This window comes from Posidoniimonas corsicana, from assembly GCF_007859765.1.
GTDB classification, from domain to species: Bacteria; Planctomycetota; Planctomycetia; order Pirellulales; family Lacipirellulaceae; genus Posidoniimonas; species Posidoniimonas corsicana.
The window spans coordinates 229,190-250,526 of record NZ_SIHJ01000001.1; the positions used below are offsets into that span (position 1 = coordinate 229,190).

Here is a 21,337-nt window from a genome sequence, read left to right on the forward strand (position 1 = left end):
AACGCAAGCGGTCGCAGCGGAGGGCGACACGGGTCGGATGGGATGGGTTCTAGCCTCGAGGTAGTTACGCTCGCGGCTCTACACGCTGGCCAGACCGAGCAGGCCGCCTCGGGACGGTGAGCCGGACTGCCTCGGGCCGTGCACGCTCGATGCCAGACCAGCTGGCGGGCCGAAGGTCGGCGGCTGGCGCCTGCGTGATTGACGCTCGGGCTACACCGCGGGAGGGCGCCAGCTCTCGAGCGGTTTCCCCTCGAGGGTGTTGTAAGCCTCGTCACGGGCCGCAAGCTGCTCGCCGGTAAGCGGCTCGGACTCATCCAGATCGCCATCCATACCGCCGCTCCTCCGAAGGGAGTACAACAGCAGCGGATTGTCTGGTCGGGCGGCAGCCGCTAACGACTGGTCGATCGCGGACCTAGAGGCGTTTGATGCACTTTCCGCGTGCTCAGTCGCCGAAGCAAACGCAACCGCTAGTTTGGTTTCGTTCGATTCTTCGGCAAACGCCGAATCGGCCGCCGATGCGGTGGGCTGTTCTGCCGCCGGCTGCGGCGCGGGCGCTGGGACGCTGACTGCCGCAATGATGGGGGCGGCGACCGCGCCTAGATTGTCACGCCAGATGCTGTAGTCGGCGGCGTCGACGCGGCCGTCGTTGTTGCCGTCGGCACGCAGGTCTGACGTGGATCCATACGTTGATCGCCAGACGTCGTAGTCGGCCTGCTCCACGGCGCCGTTCGAGTCGAAGTCGCCCGGCAGGGTGCTGGCAGATCCATCGGTCCCGGGCGAGCCACCTTCAAGCAGGCTCGCGCGCCAGTTGGCGGCGTTGTCGTAGGGGTCGCCGGCGACTTGCGTCGGGTCCGCCGCGTCGGCGTCGAAGGGGCCGATGTACTCTAGCGAGTAGCCCCCGCCGTCGGGTGAGGTTGGCCAGGGGGCGACGTCGCTGTACGTGAACGACTGCAGCACGTTGTTGTTGGCGTCACGCAGCGTGACGGTCTCGCCACTATTGCTGAGGCTGCCTGAGAAGGCTGTGGCGGCGACATTTGCAACCCCAGGGTAGTGCGACTTGAACGCCGCCACGTCCTGCGCGACAACGATCCGCTCGCCAGGTTCCAGCATCTGGGCGGCGAATGTGTAACCGCCGCTCGAGAAATCGGTGATCTGCACGCCGCTCAGGTCGACCGGGTAGTCGCCCGTGTTAAGCAACTCGATGTACTCCAGGTCGCCTGCGGCGGCCGGGTTGTACATCAGCTCCACAATCCGCAGGCCGGACTGGCTGATGGTGAACGTCTTGGCGACCTCCGCGCTCCAGTCGTTGGAAGTCCCCGACTGTGCCGTGTCGCGGACGCGCGCCCGAACCTGGGTGGTTTCAGCCAGGCTGACCGCGGCGCCGGTGTAGATCGTGGCCGTCGGGCTGACGCCGCCGCCGGGAGTGCGGGGGTCCGAGCCGTCCAGCGTGTAGTAGATGGTCCCGCCGCCGTTCGGGTTGCTCATGGTGAGCCCGAACGGGCCGGAGACCTCGCCGCCAAACTGATTGAAGTCGGGCGCGTCGAGGTTGACGAGCCAGTCGGTCTTGCCGACCTCGTCATCGTCGCTGCCCGGCGAGAACGTGTTGTTGAAGATGCCGATGACCGTGTCGGTGCGGCTCTGGTACGGCCCGTTGGCGAAGAAGAAGTGGTCCGACGTGTACTGGGCGTTGGTCGCCCAGTCGTCGCCGTCCTTGTCCGGGCTGCGGTTGTCGCCCCAGCGGGCGGCCTCGCCGTTGATGGCGCCCGAAATCTCGTCGACGCGGGCCTGCCAGACCGCCTGCGCGTTGGCGGGGGTCAGAAGTCCGTCGTTCCGCATGAGCTCCTCCACCCGGTCTGAGAACCGCAGCCGGTACTCCTCGCTGGCCATCAGCTTGTGGTGGATGCCGGTCGGGCCGAACTCGTGCTCACCAAAGTCGTTGGCGACCTGGCTGGTGTGGTCGTAGTCCTGATTGCGGCCGTCACCCGCGGGCGCGTTCTGGTCGTTGGGAAACGCGTGTTCCTGGTCCCACGAGTGGAACCGCCAGCGGCCCTCCGGGTCCACGCTGTTGTACGACGCCAGCCAGTTGAGCTCGCCCCAGTCGTAGTTGCCGGCGTAGTAGTGGATGATGATGTAGTCGACAAAGTCATCGATGTCGAGCAACGCGGCGACTTCCTGGTACTGGCCCAGGCTCGCGAGGTTGTCGTCTACTTGGTCGATCAGCTCTTGGTAGGCTTCTTGTGAGGCCAGACCGCCGTCGTCCTGCAGGTATTTGTCCTGCGTTCCGCCGTGCAGCAGGTCCCGCCCCTCGAAGCCCTTGACCACCAGGTAGTCGTCTTTGTCGCCGCCGAAGTACTCCTCGGCGAACGAGTCGCTGGGCCGCTCGTGGGCGTTGTAGATGCCCCAGTAGACGCCGTTGATGTACAGGTGCACCCAGCGTCCGTGCGCGGCCGGCACGCCTGCCAGGTTCGACAAGTCCGCCACCACCTGGTCGTGCACGTAGGTGGCGTAGGGGCCCTGGACCGACGTGTTGTTGACCGCGAACGTGTAGTTGTACTGCGCGTCGAGGATAAGCGTGTCGAAGTCGTTCGCTGGGCTCTCGCCGGCGTTGACCGCGTTGCCGAAGAGCGTGTCCGACTCCAGCTTGGTGTCGTAGGGCTGCTTGAACTTGACCTGCAGCGAGAGCTTGTCGCTCCGCCAGCGGTTGGTGCTGGAGTGCCCCTGGATCTCGACCACCGAGTCGATCTGGAACTCCTCGGCGCCGTCGGCGGTGAAGTACTCGAGCGAGGCCTGCCGTTCGTCGCTCTTGTTGCGCCAGCGGCTGTCCTCGGTGTAGATGCCCTCGTTGGAGCCGTTGCCGAACATCTCTTCCCAGTCCATCACCAGCGACATGGTGGGGATCGACTTGAGGTCGTCCTTCAGGTTCTCGGGCCCCACCGATGAGACGATGCTCTGATCGATGTCCCAATCCGGCCCGGCGTAGCCCCAATCGCTGTAGTCGGGCAGGCCGGCGCCGTCCTGGTCGAGGACGTCGTCCAGGAAGATGTACGACTGCGTGTCGACATTCGTGGGGAAGTAGCCTTCTTTGAACGCGGCGGCGCGGATCGTCACCACGCCGGCATCGGCGTAGCTGAGCGTCGCCGGGTTGACGAGGATCGGTGAACCGGCCGAGTAGGTAGACCCGTTGGAGAGCGTTGGCCGCGTGCCATCGGTGGTGTAGCGGATGGTCGTGCCCGGCTCGGCCGTGGTGATCTCCAGCAGAAACGGCGAGTCGTAGAATCCTCGGTCATGCGAGAAGAGCGTGTCCTCGATGACCCCCAGGTAGCCCGCGCCGTTCTCTAGTCCCGGAGTTGGCGTAACCATGAACGAGTCGGCCACTGGGCCGACCGCGCGTCCGGCGGTGAGCTCCGCGTGCACCAGGTAGTCGCCCTGGTCGCTGGTGTGGTTGGCGGCGTAGATCGCCAGCACGTTCTCGCCCTCTTCGATCGTGTCGAGCCAGGCCGTGAGATCGATCACCGCCGGCGACCCGGTGATGGTCGAATCGCTGAGGTTCTCGCGGCTGTTGAGCCCGCCTTGCCCGTTGTTGGCGTCGAGCCAGTCGTTGCCGATCTTGAACATTGTCGGCAGGCGTTCGCGCTGCACCTCTCTGCCGTTGAGGTACACGATGTAGCCGTTGTCGACACGCAGTTCCAGGTTGAGCGACGTCAGCTGAGCCGCGTTGTCGACCGTGAACGGCATCCGCACGTAGCCCGCAATCTCGCCCCCCAGCGAGACCGTGCTGTCCTGCCAGGGGCTGCCGTAGCCGTAGCCGAGCCCGCTGGTCGCATTGGTCCAGCCATCCCCGGAGCTTGCGACGTAGTCGATCTCGGTCCAGTGATCGTCGACGCTGGCGTTGGGCCCGGTGAATCGGCGGAACTTGGCCGGGGAGCCATCGCCAGTAGCCGACGAGCCCGCCGTGATCAGCGTCTCGGTCGTCGTGGCGCTGGTTCCGACCCCCAGGCCGTACGACACGTCCGCCACCTGCTGAGGGTAGAGGTCGTAGGCGTCCTCTACGGTGGTTCCGTCGGCCCGCACGAGCCCCAGGTAGCCCGGCTCCATCGACAGCTGGAAGCTGGCGTGCAATTCGCCGTTGACCACACCTACCTCGCCGCTCGCCCCCGAGGCGAACACCAGCAGCGACTCACCCGGTGCCAGGCTTGTGGTCTCTGGCGTCGAGGGGATCTGCCACTTGGTTAGGTTCAGCTGGTCGTCGGTCAGGCTCCACCCAGAGATGTTCTGGGGCGACGCGCCGGTGTTCGTCAGCTCGATCCAGTCATGGCGATGACCGGCGGCGTCCTCCAGGCCAGAATCATTGCCCGCCAGGAATTCGCTAATCTCAACCGTCAGCGCCAGGCGGTCTTCTAGCGTTTCGTACTGCAGGCGGCGGCCGTGTCGGGAGTTGTCGTTCTTCGGTGCAGCGGGGCTGGGTCGGCGTGGCATAGAGTCTCGGGTGCAGAACGGAAACCCCGCACATGCGGCGGGGCCGGGTGTGCTTTGGTGCGGCCCTGCGGGGATCGCCGTGAAGGGCTGCTGGTGGGAAAAGGGGAAGGAAACGAGGATTAACCTCATTCTAGGTGGGTGTTGCGGTTGATACGACGCAATGGGAGGCTTCTTTCGAGACAACAACGTCGAATCGACGCCGGTTCGAGGCGTCGTTTGTGGGTCTAAGGACTTCGGACGTCGTCAGCCTGTGGGCCGGTCGTTAAGATGGGGGCCGGCGCCCAGCGGAGCAGAGAACGCCAGCATCAACGCCAGACTTGCCGAACCACCGGAGGCCGGGTAGGCCCACAATGAATGAGCCACGTGTGCCGCGCTTGAAAGACGTCGCTGCGGAAGCCGGCGTGTCGGTCAGCGCCGCGTCCAAGATCCTGCGTGGCGATGTGGGCCGGTTCGGCGAAGAGACCTGCCGGCGAGTAGTCGCGACCGCGGAACGGCTTGGCTGGCGCCGCAATCTGCTGGTGAGCAGCATCCAGTCTGGCCGTACGATGACCGTTGGCGTGATGATCCCGCCCTACGACTCGTTTTGGGTCAAGGTGCTATCGGGCATCCACCACCGGCTCGGCGAGGCCGACTACCTGCCGATCACGATCTGGCAGGGCGACCTTGACCACATGCCGCACTTCGAGGCAGACGAGCAAGAAGGGCTGCGTCAGATCAACCGTCTGCTGGACCGGCGGGTCGACGCGTTGATCATGTGGCCGACGTTCGCTGTGGCGTACCGGCGCCACATCAGCGACCTTGCCGAGCGTAGCGTGCCGGTGGTGGTGATCGACTATGAGCCCGATGAGCCGATCTGTGACACGGTCGGAACTAACGAGGCGCTTGCCGCCAAGACGGTGGCCAAGCACCTGCTCGACCTCGGCCACCGGCGCATCGCGTGCATCTCAAGCCGCGAGAGTCAGTCCCAGACTTGGGCGCTCGAACGCCGTGAGGAGTTTGAACGGGCGGTGGAGGTGCAGTCCGACGCCGAGGTGAGGAGCTGGCGGTTGAACCGCGAGGGAACCAACGGGGTTGAAGTGGCGACCGAACTTCTTACCAGCGATTTCCGCCCGACCGCGGTTTTCGCCGTCACCGACCACGAAGCACGCCACGTCTACGACGCGGCGGCAGCCCTCGGTATGTCGATTCCTAGCGACCTGTCCGTGATCGGATTCGCCGATCTCGATTTTGCGGCGGGCCTGGCACCCCCCCTGTCGACGGTCCGCCAACGCCCGCGGGAAATCGGCGTCGAGGCGGCCTCGCTGGTGCTCCAGCGGTTGGACGGGACCGTGAGCGGTCCCTTTACGAAGGCAAAAATCGAGGCGGACGTTATCTTGAGGGAGTCAACGGCGCCGGCCGATCAGTAGATGCTTGCCGCCATGTCTGGCTTGCGGCGCGTCGAAAGGCGCGATCGCCGCCATGATTGCCGCGTTGAACGCGGGATCAAGAAGCCCGAGAAAATGCTTGACTGGCTAGTTCAAGTACTTTACCATGCCGTCGTGACGTGATTCGCCGGGCTTGCCCGGCAGCTTTTCTTACACGTGCAGAGCTGTTCGTAGCTAGTAGTAGAGTCGTGGGCTGTCGTTTCGAGCCCCACGCACCGGCGGAAGCCGGGCAGGACGCCTTTAATGCTCACAGGACGAGGCGTTGCTGTGGTCGGTCGGCGCGGCGGTTCGAGCCGGAACGGTAATCTCTTTTCAATTGGCACCACATGCGTCCGGAGGGAGTTCTCATGAGGTTGTGTCGATTCGCCTGGGTAGGCGCGCTCTTGCTTTCACTTAACCAAGTCGGCGTGGCCAACGCGCAGTCGCCCGGAGTGCTGTACAGCTGGGACCACGGTATTGGGTCTAGCGGAGGCCCTAACGTTGAGGAGTGGTCGTTCCAGTTTGGCGCGGCGGCGCCGGACCTTTCCAATGCTACCGACGGTGTGCTCACCGTCACCGAAACCGCTCTGGGTGGCGATTTCGCCATCTCCGATGGGTTCAACTACGCCAAAGAGTCGGCGGGCGCCGCCGACCTGTCTGGACGCTACGACTTTGGCGGCGTTGACCTGCTGGGGCTGGACGCGATTGAGATCGATGTCAGCCACAACGGTACGGGGGACATCTTCGGACAGGTCTTTCTCCAGACCGACGACAGCTCCGGTTGCTGCGGCTTCTTCGCCGGTGGGTTTACGTTGAACCCAGGCGCCAACACCGTTTCTGTCGATCTCAACAGCCTTGGTTGGACCGACGGTGAGGCCAAGTACGCCCGCACGGTCGGTTTCCAGATCTTCGGTCACTCGGAACCCTCGCCCGTCACGTATGAGATCAGCGAGATCCGCACTGCCGGGACCCCGCTCAACGAGCGTGTGATCGCCGACCATTCACTCGGCCTAGAAAACGCTGTAGTGAAGTTTGACGAGAGCGGCATTTCGGGGGCGACGGGCACCGAGAGTCAGGACGGCCTGACCAACCTGGAGGACTCTCTCCGCTGGGTGGACCTGGGCGATGGCCCTGGCGGGGCGGTCGCGTGGGGCAACAACAATGCGCTGGCGGTGAACTTCTCCGCCCGGCCGCTCGATATCTCGAACTACTCGGTGGCGCGGGTCACGATGAAGGCGACCCCCGGCGCCGGCGCCGCCACCGAGGTGGGCGTGCAGTTCTACGCCCAATACGCAGACCGTGACGCCAACAACCAATTCGCGTTCGGGGGCACGAGTCTCACGCTCCCCGTCGATGGCCAGTTCCACGAGTTGATGTTCCCGCTTGACGCCCTCGGCGCGGGCGGAGACCTCGACCTGACGCAGTGGATTGGCCTGAATATTGATCCCCACGCAGGCGGGGCGATCGACATCCGCGTGCAGAGCGTCGTGCTTGGCGTCCCCGAGCCGACGGGCGTGGTGCTGACGCTGATCGCGTCGTCGGTGTTTGCCGGCGTACGGCGGCGGCGGTGGGCATGAAGCTGCCGGGAGCCGGGCGTTGAACAAGCCCAACGCCGCGGCGCCGGAGGACCGGCGCCGCGCGTTGGGCTGGCTGAAGGTGCTACAGGAGCCGTTAGGAACGCAACCAACAACTGGGTGGAAACAGCATGGCCAAGGCTAAGGATTTAACTCTTCGAGCGTTCGTGCTCGGCGTCTTGCTGATTGCGGTCGGAGCCGGCCGCGCTCAGACGATTTTCAGCCCCAGTCAGACAGACCTGCTCGGGCTTGCGTTCGCTGACTTTATCGACAATCCCGAGCCGGACATGGCGGCGCTGCAGGGGCTGACCGCCGTAGGCGGCGACGCCGTTCAGGTGACCTTCAAGACCGACTTCGACATCAACGACAACCTCTACCGCGTGGCCATGGAGGCGCCCGTCACCGCCGACCTCACCGGGCTCGACGCGTTCTCGCTCACATTCAGTGATCCGGTGGTGGCGCCGTCCGGCCTCCCCAGCATGGCGGCGCAGCTATTCGTCCGGTCGGCGGGCGGGGCGGTCTTCACCGGCAACGGCCAGGCGGTGTCGCTGGGGACTGAACCGATCACGCTGTCGATCACGCCGGATCAGATCATCTCGCTGGGCGGCGACCCTACGGACATTACCTCGTTCGGAGTGGAGCTCTTCGGCGGCGATGAGTTCTTGGGTGGTTACGACGGAGCTATGGCGACTCTCAGCACCTCACCCGAGCCCCCGACGCTAGCCGACACCGTGCTGTTCTCTTGGGAGAACGGCGGCGACCTGCTCGGCTGGGACTCGACGCCGATCGTGGCGGGCGCGCACAGCGTCGCGGTCCGTCAGGGCGCCGTGGGTTCGCCCGCGGTTGGCGCGACCGACGGCAACAACGCCCTCGAGATCACCCGCCATCCAACCGCCAGCAGTTTCGAGTGGGGCACGGCCTTCTCGCTGGACGCGTTCGCCAACACCGCGCCGCCGGTGGGAGACTACAACAACGACGGCGGCGTCGACGCGGCCGACTACACCGTGTGGCGGGACAACCTGGGCAGTGCGTTCGAACTGCCCAACCGAGATCCCGGCGAGAGCGGCGAGGTCGGCGCCGGCGACTACGACGCCTGGGCCGGCAACTACGGCGCCGTGGGCGGTGGGCCCGACCCGGTGGTGCAAGCCGAGATCGACACGATTGTCGCCGCCCTGAACGACCCGGACGCCTACTCCATCGCGTTCGACGTGACGGTCGAGGATCAGTTCCCGAGGTCCAACCCAGACTACCTCATCATCCACCTGGCGTTGGCCGCCGACGGCGGCCCCGAGAACGCGGGGGACCCGTTCTTCCAGAACGACAACGGACTGGTGGCCGGCATCGGCACCGGGGAGCCAACGACCGTTGAGCTGCTCCTCTCGCAGTTCAACGACGTTGGCGGCGACAGCGACACCAACGGGATGTCGCTGTCGGACGTAGGGATCTACGATCAAACCGGCTACCTGACCATCCATCTGGCGACCAACATGAACGTTCTGGCCGATGGCAACGACGTGACCATCACCATCGACAACTTCCGAGTGCGGTCGATCGTCCCCGAAGGGGCCGCCTCGGCGGCGCCCGAACCAAGCGGTTTCGTGCTCGCGGCGTTAGGGGCGGCGGCGATCGCCTCTCTCCGCTCGCGCAGCGCTCGGCGGACGGCCTGACTGGTGGGCGCACCGCGTCGTTGGCAACCGTTTCCAGGGAGGTGAATCAACATGCTCGCTAGCCGGCACACAGCGGGTCGCGGTTTCACGCTTGTCGAACTCTTGGTCGTGATTGCGATCATCGGGGTGCTGGTGGCGTTGTTGCTGCCGGCGGTTCAGGCGGCCCGCGAGGCAGCGCGCCGCAGTCAGTGCGTGAACAACCTGCGCAACCTTGCGCTCGCGCAGCACAACTACCACGACACCTACGGCGCGTTCCCGCCGCTGATGAAGACCGAGTTCAGCACCGTGGGGCGGGATGACCGTTTGGGCCCCAACTGGGCCGTGTTGACGCTGCCCTTTATCGAGGAGCAGAGCCTGTACGACCGGTTCGACCTGGACGTTGAGTTCGCACGCATCTCCGACGGTGCGGGGCCGGACGAGCCGGGGGACTGGGCCGAGCGCGGGGTCGAGCTGGACGTGATGCTGTGCCCCAGCGACACCGGCGCCGGGAACAAGTTCACCGGCTCGGTCACGCGGCAGGGGAGTGGATCGGTCATCAGCGGCTCCACCGACGGAAATTGGGCGCGGGGCAACTACGGGCTCAACGGCGTGCAGTTCTGGCCCGACAGCTGGGACCAGACCGACGGCGCCGGCAACCGGTTCGACGACGAGTGGAACGTCGGTGTCAGCACGATCAACAAGGGCCTGCGGATCGGGCAGATCACCGACGGCACCTCCAAGACGCTGATGCTCACCGAGCTCCGCGTGGGGCTGATCCCCGAGGACCGCCGCGGCGTGTGGGCCATGGGAATGTGCGGCTCAAGCTGGCACTGCCGCCACGCCACCAACGGCTCGACGACCATCAACGACTGCGTCAACGACGACGACATCCTCATCAGCGGCGCCGTCTACAACCAGAACCGCGACCTGTTCCGTGGCGAGTGCATGGCCATCGGCTACGTGCAGCGGAGTGGGCAATCGGTCGTCAGGAGCAGGCACCCGGGAGGCGCCAACGCCGCGATGGCCGACGGCAGCGTCACGTTCATCAGCGATTTCATCGAGTCGGGGATCCAGCCGTTCCACGGCTCGGTCGCCAGCAAGATCGGCGGCGCCAACGGGGACGGGAGCACCTCACCCGAGCTCTTCGGCGCCTGGCAGCGCCTGAACGTGTCACGCGACGGCTACGTGCTCGACCTCGGCAACTAACCACCACGGCGGAGCACCGCGGCGCGTATGACGCACACAGCGACGACGGCGGCCCCGCCGCAGCGAGTCTTACTAGCGATCGTGACCCTGCCGCTGTTGTTTGGCTGCGGGGGTGGGCCGTTCGATTACGTGCCCGCGAGCGGCCGCGTGACGTACGAAGACGGCCAGCCGCTTCAGGTCGGCAAGGTTATCTTCAAGTCGATGGCACCGGCCGTGGGCGGCGCCCACCCGAGGCCCGCGGGCGCCGACCTCAACCCCGATGGCACGTTCGATTCGGTCACCAGCCACAAGCCGGGCGACGGCCTGGTGCCAGGCAAGCACACCGTGGCGATCATGTTCGCGGTCGATGAGAACGGCAACTCGCTCGTGCCGGCTGAGTACACCAACATCGCGACCACCCCGATCACGGTCGACACCGCGGATGCGCCCTTCCAGATCACTATCCCGAGGCCCTAGGCTCTTTCTGCTGGCCGCCGCGCTGGTGGCGGGCCGGCCTGCCTCAGCCGATCCGACCGTGTACGAGCACGGCGTTGACCCGGGGGTCGGATTCAACCTGGTGTCTTGGGCGAATTTTCAGAATGGTTCGCAGGTGTGGCAGGACGCCGTGCAGGCGGCCCACGACGCCGGGTTCACCGAGGTCTCGCTCAGCCCGGTTCGGTTCTACTCGATCGGCACGGGCTCCATCGCTTCAAGCTCGAACCAAGGGCCGGAGCTCTCCCACGTCGCGGCCGGCGTGGAGCGGGCGAAGTCGCTGGGGATGCGGGTCACGGTTAACCCGTTCGTGGAGCCGGTCGGCTTCAGCGAGTGGCGTGGCTTCTACGACCCGGCGCCCGGCTCGCCCGAGGCGACGACCTTCTGGGGCCATTACGAGGACTACCTGGTGGACGTCGCCGCGATGGCCGAGGCCGGCGGCGCCGACTCGATGACCGTCGGCACCGAGTTACGCGCCCTCAGCAGGAACGCGGGCCACAACGCAAAGTGGACCTCGGTGATCTCGGCCGTCGATGGGGCGTTCAGCGGCACGCTCGGCTACGCGGCGAACTGGGACAACTACAACCATCCGAACGTCGCAGCCGCGATCTGGGACCACCCGGGCATCGATTTCCTTGGGATCGACTCGTACTTTCAGAACCTGCTGTCGGCCGAGGACGCGCAGCAGTCGGGCGCCTACCCCGACCCGAACTTCATCTCCGACGTGCAGTCCGCCTGGGAGGCGAAGCTCGACGCCGAGATACTCCCTTACGCGGCGTCGAGGAAGGCCGGCGCCGGCCTGCCGATCGAGTTTACCGAGATCGGGTACCTCCCCTACGATCAGACAACCGCTACACCGCAACGCGACGACACTAACCCGTCGGTCCCGGGGAGGCAGCCGCCGCCGCTCGATCGGGACGAACAGACCATGGCGTTTGAGGGCTTCCAGCGTGCGCTGGATGGCCGGCTCGCGGGTGGGGAGGTGCTGGCGGCGCACATCTGGCAGTGGGACATGCCAGGCTCCTCGGGAAGCTTGTGGAACATGAACCCCGACGGGGGGAACCAGCCGAACAACCAGCAGGCCGCGCAGTGGCTGTCGAGCTTTGTGCATGGGACCAACGTCGACCCCGGAGACCCTGACCCCGACCCGCCGCCTGCGGCGACCACGGTGCTGTACAGCTTTGAGGACGGGCTGGAGGGGTTCTACTACCCCGACTTTGAGACTGAACCGGACAGCCATCTGCAGACGGTCGCACACGCCCAGGCGACCGACGGCGAAACGGTGCTGGCCATAATCAAGCCGACACAGTCCTGGACGTGGGACGCTCGCGTCAACCTTGGCGGTCAGCAGCTTGCCGCGTTGCAGGAAGCCGTGGCGGGGTCTTCCGAGGACTACCTGCTGGAACTCGACGTCGTGTACCGGGCGGAAGACCTGCCTAGCGGTCTCGCCGCGCTCGACCTGCACGTCGCGATCGACGCCAGCCCGGCCGGCTGGAATCAGATCAACTCCGCCGCGCCAATCGCGGCGGGCGTGGATCAGACCGTCCGCGTCGAGATCCCGCTCACGGCCTTCGGCCTTGGCGACGCGCTCAACTCGGCCGCGCTGAACCTTGGCTTTGCTGGCAGTTGGCCGGGCGCCCAGGAGGCGACGATCTACATCGACCGCATCGCGTTGACGGACACGGCGTTCATGCCGATCGGCGACGCCGATTTCAACCGCGATGGGGTTATCGACGCGGCAGACTACACGGTCTGGCGGGACACGCTCGGCGCCACAGGAGCTGGCCTTGCAGCGGACGGCAACCGCGACGGGGTCGTCGACGCGGGCGACTACGAACTGTGGCGGAGCAGCTACGGACAGGCAGCCGCGATATCGCCGACCCACGGTTCGCCAGCGCCGGAGCCGGCCACCTTCACGTCGTTGCTACTGGCGGTCTGCGCGGCGTCGCTGAGGGCCGACCGATTCCGACAGGACTGACCAGGAGAGATTAGATGCCTCCCCGTGTTGCAACCTGGCGTTGGAGCGCCCTCCTGCTCGGGGTGAGCCTGCTGGCGGGCCGGCCGGTCCTGGCCGACGAGCCTGCGCAGCTTGGGTTTGTGCGCGGCTACTCGTGGGGATGGAACGCGGTGCGGGGCGACTACGCGTCGGACGCGGCGCAGGCGTCGATGGCCAAGCTGGCCGAGACCGGTGTCGACCACGTCTGCATCGCGTTTGCCGCCGAGATGCCCACCGCCCAAACACCGCGCATCCTGTGGGGCGATCAGAACCCCCGGATGGTGTCCAACGACGAGGTGCGAGCCGCCATCCGACTCGCGAGGCGGCACAACCTGAAGGTCATCCTGAAACCCACCGTCAACCCCGCGGACGGCGTCTGGCGGGCGTGGATCAAGTTCTTTCGCCCAGCGACGGACGAGGAAACAGCGGCCGGTCACGCGGGCGTAGCAGACCCTTGGGCCAGCGAGGAGTCCTTTCGAAAGGGCGAGGTGGTGGATACGCAGCGGTGGGATCAGTGGTGGGACGACTACCGCCGGTTCCTGGAACACTACGCCCGGATCGCCGCCGACGAGCGGGTAGAGGCGTTCTGCGTCGGCTGCGAGATGAGCTCGACCGAGGGGTTCGAGACTCGTTGGCGGGCGACTATCGAAGGCATCCGGCGGATCTACGGCGGGGTGCTGACCTACAACTGCAACCACGGACGGGAAAGCACAATCAACTGGTGGGACCAACTCGACCTCATCGGCGTCAGCGGCTACTACCCGATCCCCCCGCGCAGCGGAGAGTCGCTGGAGCAAGCGCTCGCGACCGTGACCCCCAAGGAGCAGATGGTCGCGGAGCTCGCCGACGTTCGTCATGAACTGCGTGCCGTCAGCGAGCGCTGGGGGAAGCCAATCCTGTTCATCGAGACCGGCGTCACCAATGTGCGGGGGGCGGCGCGGCGACCGTGGTCGCACGCCTACTCGATGCCCGCGTTTCCCATCAGCGACGAAGAGCAGGCCCGCTACTACGAGGCCATGTTCGAGACCTTCTGGCAGGAGCCCTGGTTCCACGGGTTCTGCTGGTGGGACTGGCCCGCGCGGCTCTACCCCGCGGAGCGGGCGTCGAGGATCCGGAGCTTTTGCGTGTACGGTCGACCAGCCGCAGGGATCCTCCGCGATTGGTACACCTCGCGCGAGCGGCCCGTTCTCGACGCGGGTCCATCTAGCTCGACGGAGTGACGCAAGCAGACCGCGAATCAACCGAGATTCGGCTGCCGCCGCCCATCTTCACGGGAAATTGGCGGAAACTTAACGCCATCTTGGTGCCGAAGCGGTTAGGCTGAAAATCGCAATTTCTTGTAGGTTTTCCGCGGCGGCTAGGCCTGGGTCCGATGTAGTGGGGTTAGAGCCATAGCCGCACCGGCGTGCTACTCCTCTCCTCTTGTTTGGCTCTTCACCTCCCATGAAGCACTCCCTCGCCGCGATAGCGGTCGTGGTCTCGGCCGTCGTGTTCCCTCCCCGAGTTACCTCTCAGGGGTACCGCCTGGAACGCATCGCCGCGGGTTTGAACCAGCCGACGTACGTCACGCAGGCGCCGGGCGATCCGGCGAACATCCTCTACTACACGGAGCGGACCGACGACGCCAACCCGGGGTTCTCCGCCACGAACAACATGGGGAGCATCTGGCGGTACGACGTGCAGACCGCCAGCCGCACGCAGGTGTTCAACTTCGACCGGTTCGTCACCCAGGACACCGGCCTAATCGGCGTGGCGTTCCACCCGGACTTCAACGTCCAGGGCGCGTCGGGATTTGGCAAGATGTACGTCACCTCCGCCGAGGCGTCCGCGACGGCCGTCAACCGGGTGGAGGAGTTTGACGTCGACATCAGCGGGCCGTCGCCCACGTACCAGGCGACGCCCAGCCGGCTGCTGCTGGAGTACGACAACAACCAGCAGCTCAACCACACGATCAACTGGATCGGGTTCGACCCCACCGCCACCGGCAGCGAGCGGGACTACCTCTACATCAGCACCGGCGACGGCTCGTACGGCAACGCTGTCAACGGGGGCCAGTCGCCCAATGGGCGGCCCTCGCAGAACCCGAGCGACATCGCCGGCAAGATGCTCCGGGTCGATGTCATGGGCGCCGATGCCTACCCGGCCGACGACAGCAAGAACTTTGCCATCCCGGCGAGCAACCCGATCCCGGCCTACAACGCGGCCAATCCCGGAACGCCAATCACGGGGCTTGGTGAGGCCTGGCTGACCGGGCTCCGCAATGTGTACCGGGCGAGCTTCGACTCGCAGACCGGCGACCTCTGGATGGGCGATGTCGGCGAGACCACCTGGGAGGAGGTCAACTTCCTTAAGGCCGGGACCAACACCGGCGGCCCGCCCATCGACTACGGCTGGCCCGAGCGCGAGGGGACTATCGACAGCGGCATCCCCGGGTCGACCGGCGCCACGGTCAACCCGTTCACCGGCGCCGTCGCACTCAACCCGCTGCAGCAGTTCCCGCACGACGGCGGCGGCGAGGCGGTGATCGGCGGCTACCTCTACCGCGGACCGGTCGCGGAGCTGCAGGGCAAGTACTTCTACGCCGACTTCCCCACCACCGGCGACGCGGCCCAGGTCTGGTCGCTCGAGTTCGACCGCGACACGCCCACCGGCAGCTACAACGGCGACAACGGCGTCAACACCGACATCTCGGCGCTCTGGCAGTCGCTGGTGGTCGACCCGGCCGACCCGTCCTACCAGCCCGACTCGACGTTCACCAGCAGCGCCGGGCTGGACCACATCGTGTCGTTCGGAACGGACAACGCGGGCAACCTCTACCTGGTCGACTTCGGCAACGGCCAAGGCTTCTTCGGGCAGTACCCGGGCGCCGGCGCCGGCGAGATCTTCCGCGTCACCCCGACCGCCGGCTTCACGCTCACCGTGAACCGGGACACGGGCGAGGTGACGCTGGTCAACGACTCCGGCGCGCCGATCGACGTGAGCGGGTACTCGCTCACGTCGCTGCACGGTGCAATCGACCCGGATGCAATCACACCGATCGCTGGCCGGCTGGACGCGAGCCCGGGCGGCGACGGGTCCGTCGACCCCGATGACGTGTGGCAGGTTACCTCCGCCCCGGACTCGATGGCAGAGTTCGCCGAGTCGACAACCGGCGCCGCCACGCTGGCCGACCAGGCCGGGTTCGAGCTGAGCGCCGAGGACCTGATCGATGGCCAGGGTCTGTGGGTGCGGTCGATCTACGAGGACCTGCAGCTGACGGTCACGGTAGGCGGCGTTATGCTGGCGGCCGACGTCGAGTTTGTCGGCAACGGCGGGCAGCCCTTCGCCCGCAGCGACCTGAACTTCAACGGCGAGATCGATCCAGGCGACTGGACGGCGTTCAAGCCCAACCACCTGACGGACCTCGCTGGCCTGACCGCCGCGGAGACCTACCGCCTGGGCGACCTGGACGGCGATGGCGACAACGACTACGACGACTTCCTGCTGTTCCGCAGCGACTACATCGGGGCCTTGGGCGCCGGCGCGTTCCAGTCGCTGCTGCAGGTCCCCGAGCCGAGCGGCGGTCTGCTCACGCTGCTGGCGGCCGGCGCCGCGGCGGGCCTGTCCGGGCGGCGGCGCCGCGCATTCGCTCGGGCGGCCGCCATCGCGTGCTGCGTGGTTCTGGCGTCAACGCAGACCGCCCAAGCGGTGCTGGTGCACCAGTACACCTTCAACGACGGGACCGCCAGCGACCTGATCGGCGGAGCGCACGGGGCCCTAAGCGGCGACGCAAACATTGAACTGGGCGTGGTGGACCTTCCGGGCGATGGCGACGACTTCGTCAACCTGCCGGGCGGCGTCATCCAGATCAACGACTACACCGACGCCACCTTCGAGGCGTGGTTTTCCTACCGTGGCGGCGGCGCTTGGCAGCGGGTGTTCGACTTCGGCAGCACAAACTTCAGCGGCCAGGGTCGGGACTACCTATTCTTCACGCCCAACAGCGGCGCCGGCGACCACCGCGCCGCGATCACCGACAACGGCGGCGGTGGCGATGAGGACGTCGCCGTTGGCGGGCCGACGCTCAACGTTGACGAGGCCTACCACGTCGCGGTCGTGGTGGACGACACGCAGAACAACCGCTTGTCCGTGTACATCAATGGCCAGCTAGCGGGCGACACCTTCCTCTCCGTTAGTATGGACGAGCTCGACAACGACAACGCCTACCTGGGTCGGTCCAATTACAACGCGGACGACAACCTGAACGGCGCCATCGACGAGTTCCGCATCTACAACCACGCGCTCTCCGCCCAAGAAGTCCTCGACAGCTTTACCGCGGGGCCTGTCCCGCTCGATTCACTGGGCATCACCGTCAACACGGTCACCGGCGGCGTGACCCTGAGCAACGCGAACGCGGCGCCGATCGACCTCAACTACTACCGCGTCAGCAGCGCCGCCGGGGCGTTGAACGCGGAGGGATGGGTAAGCCTCGACGAGCAAGGGATCGACTCCACGGGGCCGGGCGAGGGAGAAAGCTGGGACGAGCTCGGTGAGCCCGGCCCAACCGTCGTCTCCGAAGCCTACTTACTCGCCGGAACCAGTGTCGGCCCTGGCTCGGAGCTGCCTCTGGGCAATCTCTTTGATCCGTCCGTCTTCGGGGCGGGCGCCGACGGGGACCTGCAGTTCCGGTTCGGGTTGCCCGGCGCCGAGCTGCAGGACGGCGACGTGACCTATGTGACGCCGGACCCGCTCGACGGCGACTTCAACGACGACGGTCAGGTTGACGCCGCGGACTACACCGTCTGGCGTGACAGCCTGGGGAGCACGACCGACCTGACCGCCGACGGGGACGGCGATGGCGTCGTCGATAACGACGACTACCTCATCTGGCGGTGGGGCTACGGCGCCGCGGCCGAGAGCGTCAGCCAAGCAGCGGCGCCGGAGCCTGCGGCGGTTGCCTTGTCGGTCGTCGGGCTGGTCGTGGTGGCGGTTGGCCGAGGCCGCTCTACGGCTACTCGCCGCCGGCGTCTAGCGGGGTGAGCACAAAGCGGAGCTCGTAGGCCTCGTCGGCGGGCAGGGTGTACTGGTCCATGGTCCGCTTGCCCCAGCTGTTGTCGCCGCCCACGCCGTGCAACCGGGCGTCGATGTTCACGTCGACGAAGTCGCGGTTCGGCAGGTCGGCCGGGTGGCGGGCCGATTCGAGGTCCTCCTCGGTGTAGGGCCACGCCCGCACTGTGAGCGGCTGCCGGCCATCGATCCGCAGTCCGGCCTCCGAACGCAGCTCCAGCCAGCGGACGCCGGTCCGCGCCCCGTTGTCCTGTGGGTAGATGTACTCGGTGTGGTACGCGGCGAATGGCAGGTCGTGCCGGCCGAGGAACGCGGCGGTGCGACGGTCGGCGTAGTTCTCGTGGGGGCCCCGCCCGTACCACGCGACTTCGTCGACGCCACCGGCCAGCCCCAACCGCACGCCGAACTTCGGCAGCGGCGGCGCGCGATCGGCCCGCAGCGGCTCGTACGTCATCGCTACCTCAAGCTGCCCACTGGGGTGCAGCGTGTAGCGGATCTGGCACTGGCCGACGCCGTCCGCCAGTTCCGTATCCATCTCGACAGCAACTTCCCCGCTCGAGCCCGGCACAACGCGGCCGCCCCACTTGCTCGACTCGGCGGCCGACTTCCACAGGCCGAGCCGCTCCGCGTACTTGTTGCCCGCCTGGTTGCGGTTGGCGGGCTTCCAGAAATACGGCTGCAGCGGTCGGGCCAGCATCTCTCGACCGTCGACGCGCCAGGCGACGAGCTCGCCGGTGGAGGGCCGCCAGGTCGCTGACGTGGCCGGACCGGTGGCGCGGATCTCATCGTCGGAATGTTCGACCGCCAGCTCCCCGCCGCCCGGTTGCGGCGGCACGTTGAATTGAGATTCGCGGAGCACAAACTGCTCGCGAGCGACGACGAACCCCTCGGGCGCCCACTCGGTCGGTTCGGCCAGCTCGGCGTAAACCGCGCCGGCGTACTCGCGTCCGTCCTCGGGGAGATCGGCGAATCCGGGCGGCTCCAGAGAAACAACCTCTCCCGGGCCGGCGTCGGGCGGCGTCAGGGCGCCGCCGCCGACCTCTTCGCCGTCCGCCAGCAGCGACCATCGCCAATTGAGCGACGCCAGGTTGGTGAAGTCGAACCGGTTGGTGACCTGCACCTTGGACGTGTCCGGCGCGAGCGTCATCTTGACCGGCTGGTAGGCTTTCTGCACCTCGTAGTAGTGCGGGTGGGGCTCACGGTCGGGGCCCACGACACCGTTGAGGCAGAAGTCGCGGTCGTTGGGTCGGTCGCCGAAGTCGCCGCCGTAGGCCCAGGTCTCGCCGTCGAGGAGCGAAAGCGTGGCCGGGTCTTCGATGTACCGCATGACGCCCGACGCCGGCTTGATCAGCCCCTGGTCGACCCAGTCCCAGATGGCGGCGCCGGCGTACTGGTCGTGCCGGTACAGCGCGTCCACGTGCTCGGGGAGGTTGCCCCCCGAGTTGCCCATCATGTGCGAGAACTCCCGCACGAGCACGCCCTTGCGTTGGGGCTTGGCGAAGTACGCTTCCACTTGAGCGATGGTGGGGTAGTCGATGTCCATCCATTCGGTGACCGCCCGGTCCGCGTGGTAGAAGTACGGCCGCGTCGCGTCAATCTCCTCCATCGCCCGCCGCATCGCCGCCAGGTTGCGGCCCGACCCCCCCTCGTTGCCGAGCGACCAGATCGCGACGCACGCGTGGTTCTTGTCCCGCTCGGCCATCGACACGCCCCGGTCGACGTGCGCCAGTTCCCAGTCGGGGTTGTCGCCTAGGGTGCGGCTGCCGGTGCCGAAGGCGTGGCTCTCCTGGTTCGCCTCGTCCATGACGTACATGCCGTACTGGTCGCACAGCTCGTACCACACCGGGTCGTTCGGGTAGTGGCTGGTGCGGACCATGTTGATGTTGGCCTGCTTCATCAGCTCCAGGTCGCGGACCATCGTGGCCCGGTCCACGTAGCGGCCGGTGCGGGGGTGGTGTTCGTGCCGGTTGACGCCCTTGAGCTTCACCGACCGGCCGTTCACCAGGAACCGCCCGTCGTCGTGGGCGTAGGAGCGGATGCCGAACCGCCAGGGGATGCACTCCAGCACGCCGTCGGGGCCCGACAGGGTGATCACCGCGCGGTAGAGGTGCGGCGTCTCGGCGGACCAGAGCTGTGGGTTGCCGACTTCGAGCGTCGCGGTGCGGAAACGTTCGGCCGCAGGGTCAGTGCCGGCTACCGCCTGCGCAGTCCCGATCGCGGCGCCGCTGGGATCGGTGATCTCGACGGAGGCTTCCAGCCCCTCGGGCGAGGCGCCTTCGGCGAAAGCCAGGTCGATCTCAACCTGCACCGTGGCGTTCTGGTGATCGTCGCTCGGTTGGGCAGTGAGATGGAAGTCCTCGACGCGCGCCGTAGGCCGTGCGATGAGGTCGACGTCGCGGAAGATGCCCGACAGCCGCCACATGTCCTGGTCTTCGAGGTAGCTGCCGTCGCTCCAGCGGTAGACCTCCACCGCCAGCAGGTTCTCGCCGGGCTGGACCGCGTCGGTGATCTCGAACTCGGCCGGGCTCATGCTGTCCTGGCTGTAGCCGATGCGCCGGCCGTTGACCCACAGGTAGAACGCCGATTTGACGCCGCCGAAGTTAACGAAGACGCGCTGGCCCTGCCACGCGTCCGGGAGGGTGAACGCGCGGCGGTAGCTGCCGACCGGGTTGCGGAGCTCGTGCTGGGTGTAGCTCCTCGGCGGGTCGAGGGTGACCCGCGGCGGCGCCTTCCGGAACGGGTAGGTGATGTTCGTGTAGATCGGCACGCCGTGGCCCTGCGTCTGCCAGTTGCCGGGCACGACAATCTCGCCCCAGCCGCTGGCGTCGAAGTCCGGTCGGTAGAACTCGACCGGGCGCTGGTCCGGCGTCGGGGACCAGTGGAACCTCCAACTGCCGTTGAGGCTGACGACCCTGCTCGACTCGCCGCCTGCTGTCGCGTCCGCCGCGGTTGCGTACGGCGTGAAGGTCGCGCGCACCGGTTCACGGTTGATCTGCACGACCGCCGGGTTCTCCCAGTCGGGCAGGTCATCGCCGCGGATTGAGGCCGGTGCGATGAGGCAGCTGAGAAAGAGGAGCGTAAGGGGCCTGGTGGAGTATGCAGCGGGCATCATCTTGGCGGGGCTCGTTGGAACGGGGCGCCGGGGAGCGTCGGCCGCAGTGACTGGCCGCGAGGAGATCCGGCGTTGAAAAGTCTCGGGACCCGCCAGCCGATGCCGACGCCCACTGTTAGGGGCAACGGTGAGGTTTGGCCGGGTCGCGGTTCGGGGCGATTATACTCTGCGGCAACGCAGGCACGCCAGTTCGTGCGGCCGAACCGCAGTCGCACAACCTCCCATTCTCGGCGCCAGTCACGCAAACAACGTTTCCTTTGCCGCGGCCGCTCAAAAGATCGTCGGCGTCCGTGTGGGCAGCGGGCTGCTGGGCGCGAGCGTTGCTGGCGGTTCCCTCCCTGGTAGCCGCGTTCACACGGCCACAGCAAAGCGGCCTGCGACGCGCAAGTGCCATGAGGTCCGGCCGG

At 66.7% G+C, this 21,337-nt stretch carries 10 protein-coding genes; 8 read left to right on the plus strand and 2 right to left on the minus strand.

Annotation, left to right across the window (positions count from 1 at the left end; translation table 11 throughout):
* Positions 1 to 210: 210 nt before the first annotated feature.
* Positions 211 to 4,476 carry a lamin tail domain-containing protein gene (locus tag KOR34_RS00880; protein ID WP_197531022.1) on the minus strand — a complete coding sequence of 1,422 codons (4,266 nt, stop codon included), beginning with the start codon at positions 4,474 to 4,476 and terminating at the stop codon, positions 211 to 213.
* Between the two features lie 365 nt (positions 4,477 to 4,841).
* On the opposite strand from KOR34_RS00880, the gene KOR34_RS00885 reads away from it, so the two are divergent.
* From KOR34_RS00885 to KOR34_RS00920, 8 genes are all read left to right on the plus strand, one after another.
* Positions 4,842 to 5,882 (plus strand): LacI family DNA-binding transcriptional regulator, encoded by a 1,041-nt coding sequence (locus tag KOR34_RS00885; protein WP_197531023.1) that lies wholly within the window; start codon positions 4,842 to 4,844, stop codon positions 5,880 to 5,882.
* A gap of 365 nt (positions 5,883 to 6,247) precedes the next feature.
* Positions 6,248 to 7,456 (plus strand): PEP-CTERM sorting domain-containing protein, encoded by a 1,209-nt coding sequence (locus KOR34_RS00890; protein WP_197531024.1) that lies wholly within the window; start codon positions 6,248 to 6,250, stop codon positions 7,454 to 7,456.
* Between the two features lie 128 nt (positions 7,457 to 7,584).
* On the plus strand, positions 7,585 to 9,120 hold the full coding sequence (locus KOR34_RS00895) for a hypothetical protein (protein ID WP_146561349.1): 1,536 nt from the start codon (positions 7,585 to 7,587) through the stop codon (positions 9,118 to 9,120).
* A 51-nt stretch (positions 9,121 to 9,171) separates the two neighbouring features.
* Complete coding sequence (locus KOR34_RS00900; protein ID WP_146565737.1) at positions 9,172 to 10,305, plus strand: DUF1559 domain-containing protein; 1,134 nt, start codon at positions 9,172 to 9,174, stop codon at positions 10,303 to 10,305.
* A gap of 27 nt (positions 10,306 to 10,332) precedes the next feature.
* Positions 10,333 to 10,761: a hypothetical protein gene (locus KOR34_RS00905; RefSeq protein WP_146561351.1), complete on the plus strand. Its 429-nt coding sequence runs from the start codon at positions 10,333 to 10,335 to the stop codon at positions 10,759 to 10,761.
* A gap of 58 nt (positions 10,762 to 10,819) precedes the next feature.
* Positions 10,820 to 12,754 carry a glycoside hydrolase family 113 gene (locus KOR34_RS00910; RefSeq protein ID WP_146561352.1) on the plus strand — a complete coding sequence of 645 codons (1,935 nt, stop codon included), beginning with the start codon at positions 10,820 to 10,822 and terminating at the stop codon, positions 12,752 to 12,754.
* 14 nt (positions 12,755 to 12,768) lie between these two features.
* Positions 12,769 to 13,992 (plus strand): glycoside hydrolase family 113, encoded by a 1,224-nt coding sequence (locus KOR34_RS00915; protein WP_146561354.1) that lies wholly within the window; start codon positions 12,769 to 12,771, stop codon positions 13,990 to 13,992.
* A 223-nt stretch (positions 13,993 to 14,215) separates the two neighbouring features.
* Entirely contained in the window at positions 14,216 to 17,791 is a 3,576-nt protein-coding gene (locus KOR34_RS00920) for a LamG-like jellyroll fold domain-containing protein (RefSeq protein WP_146561356.1), read from the plus strand.
* Here KOR34_RS00920 and KOR34_RS00925 read toward each other — a convergent pair.
* Entirely contained in the window at positions 17,763 to 20,927 is a 3,165-nt protein-coding gene (locus KOR34_RS00925; protein ID WP_197531025.1) for a glycoside hydrolase family 2 TIM barrel-domain containing protein, read from the minus strand. The genes KOR34_RS00920 and KOR34_RS00925 overlap by 29 nt on opposite strands.
* Between the last annotated feature and the right edge of the window lie 410 nt (positions 20,928 to 21,337).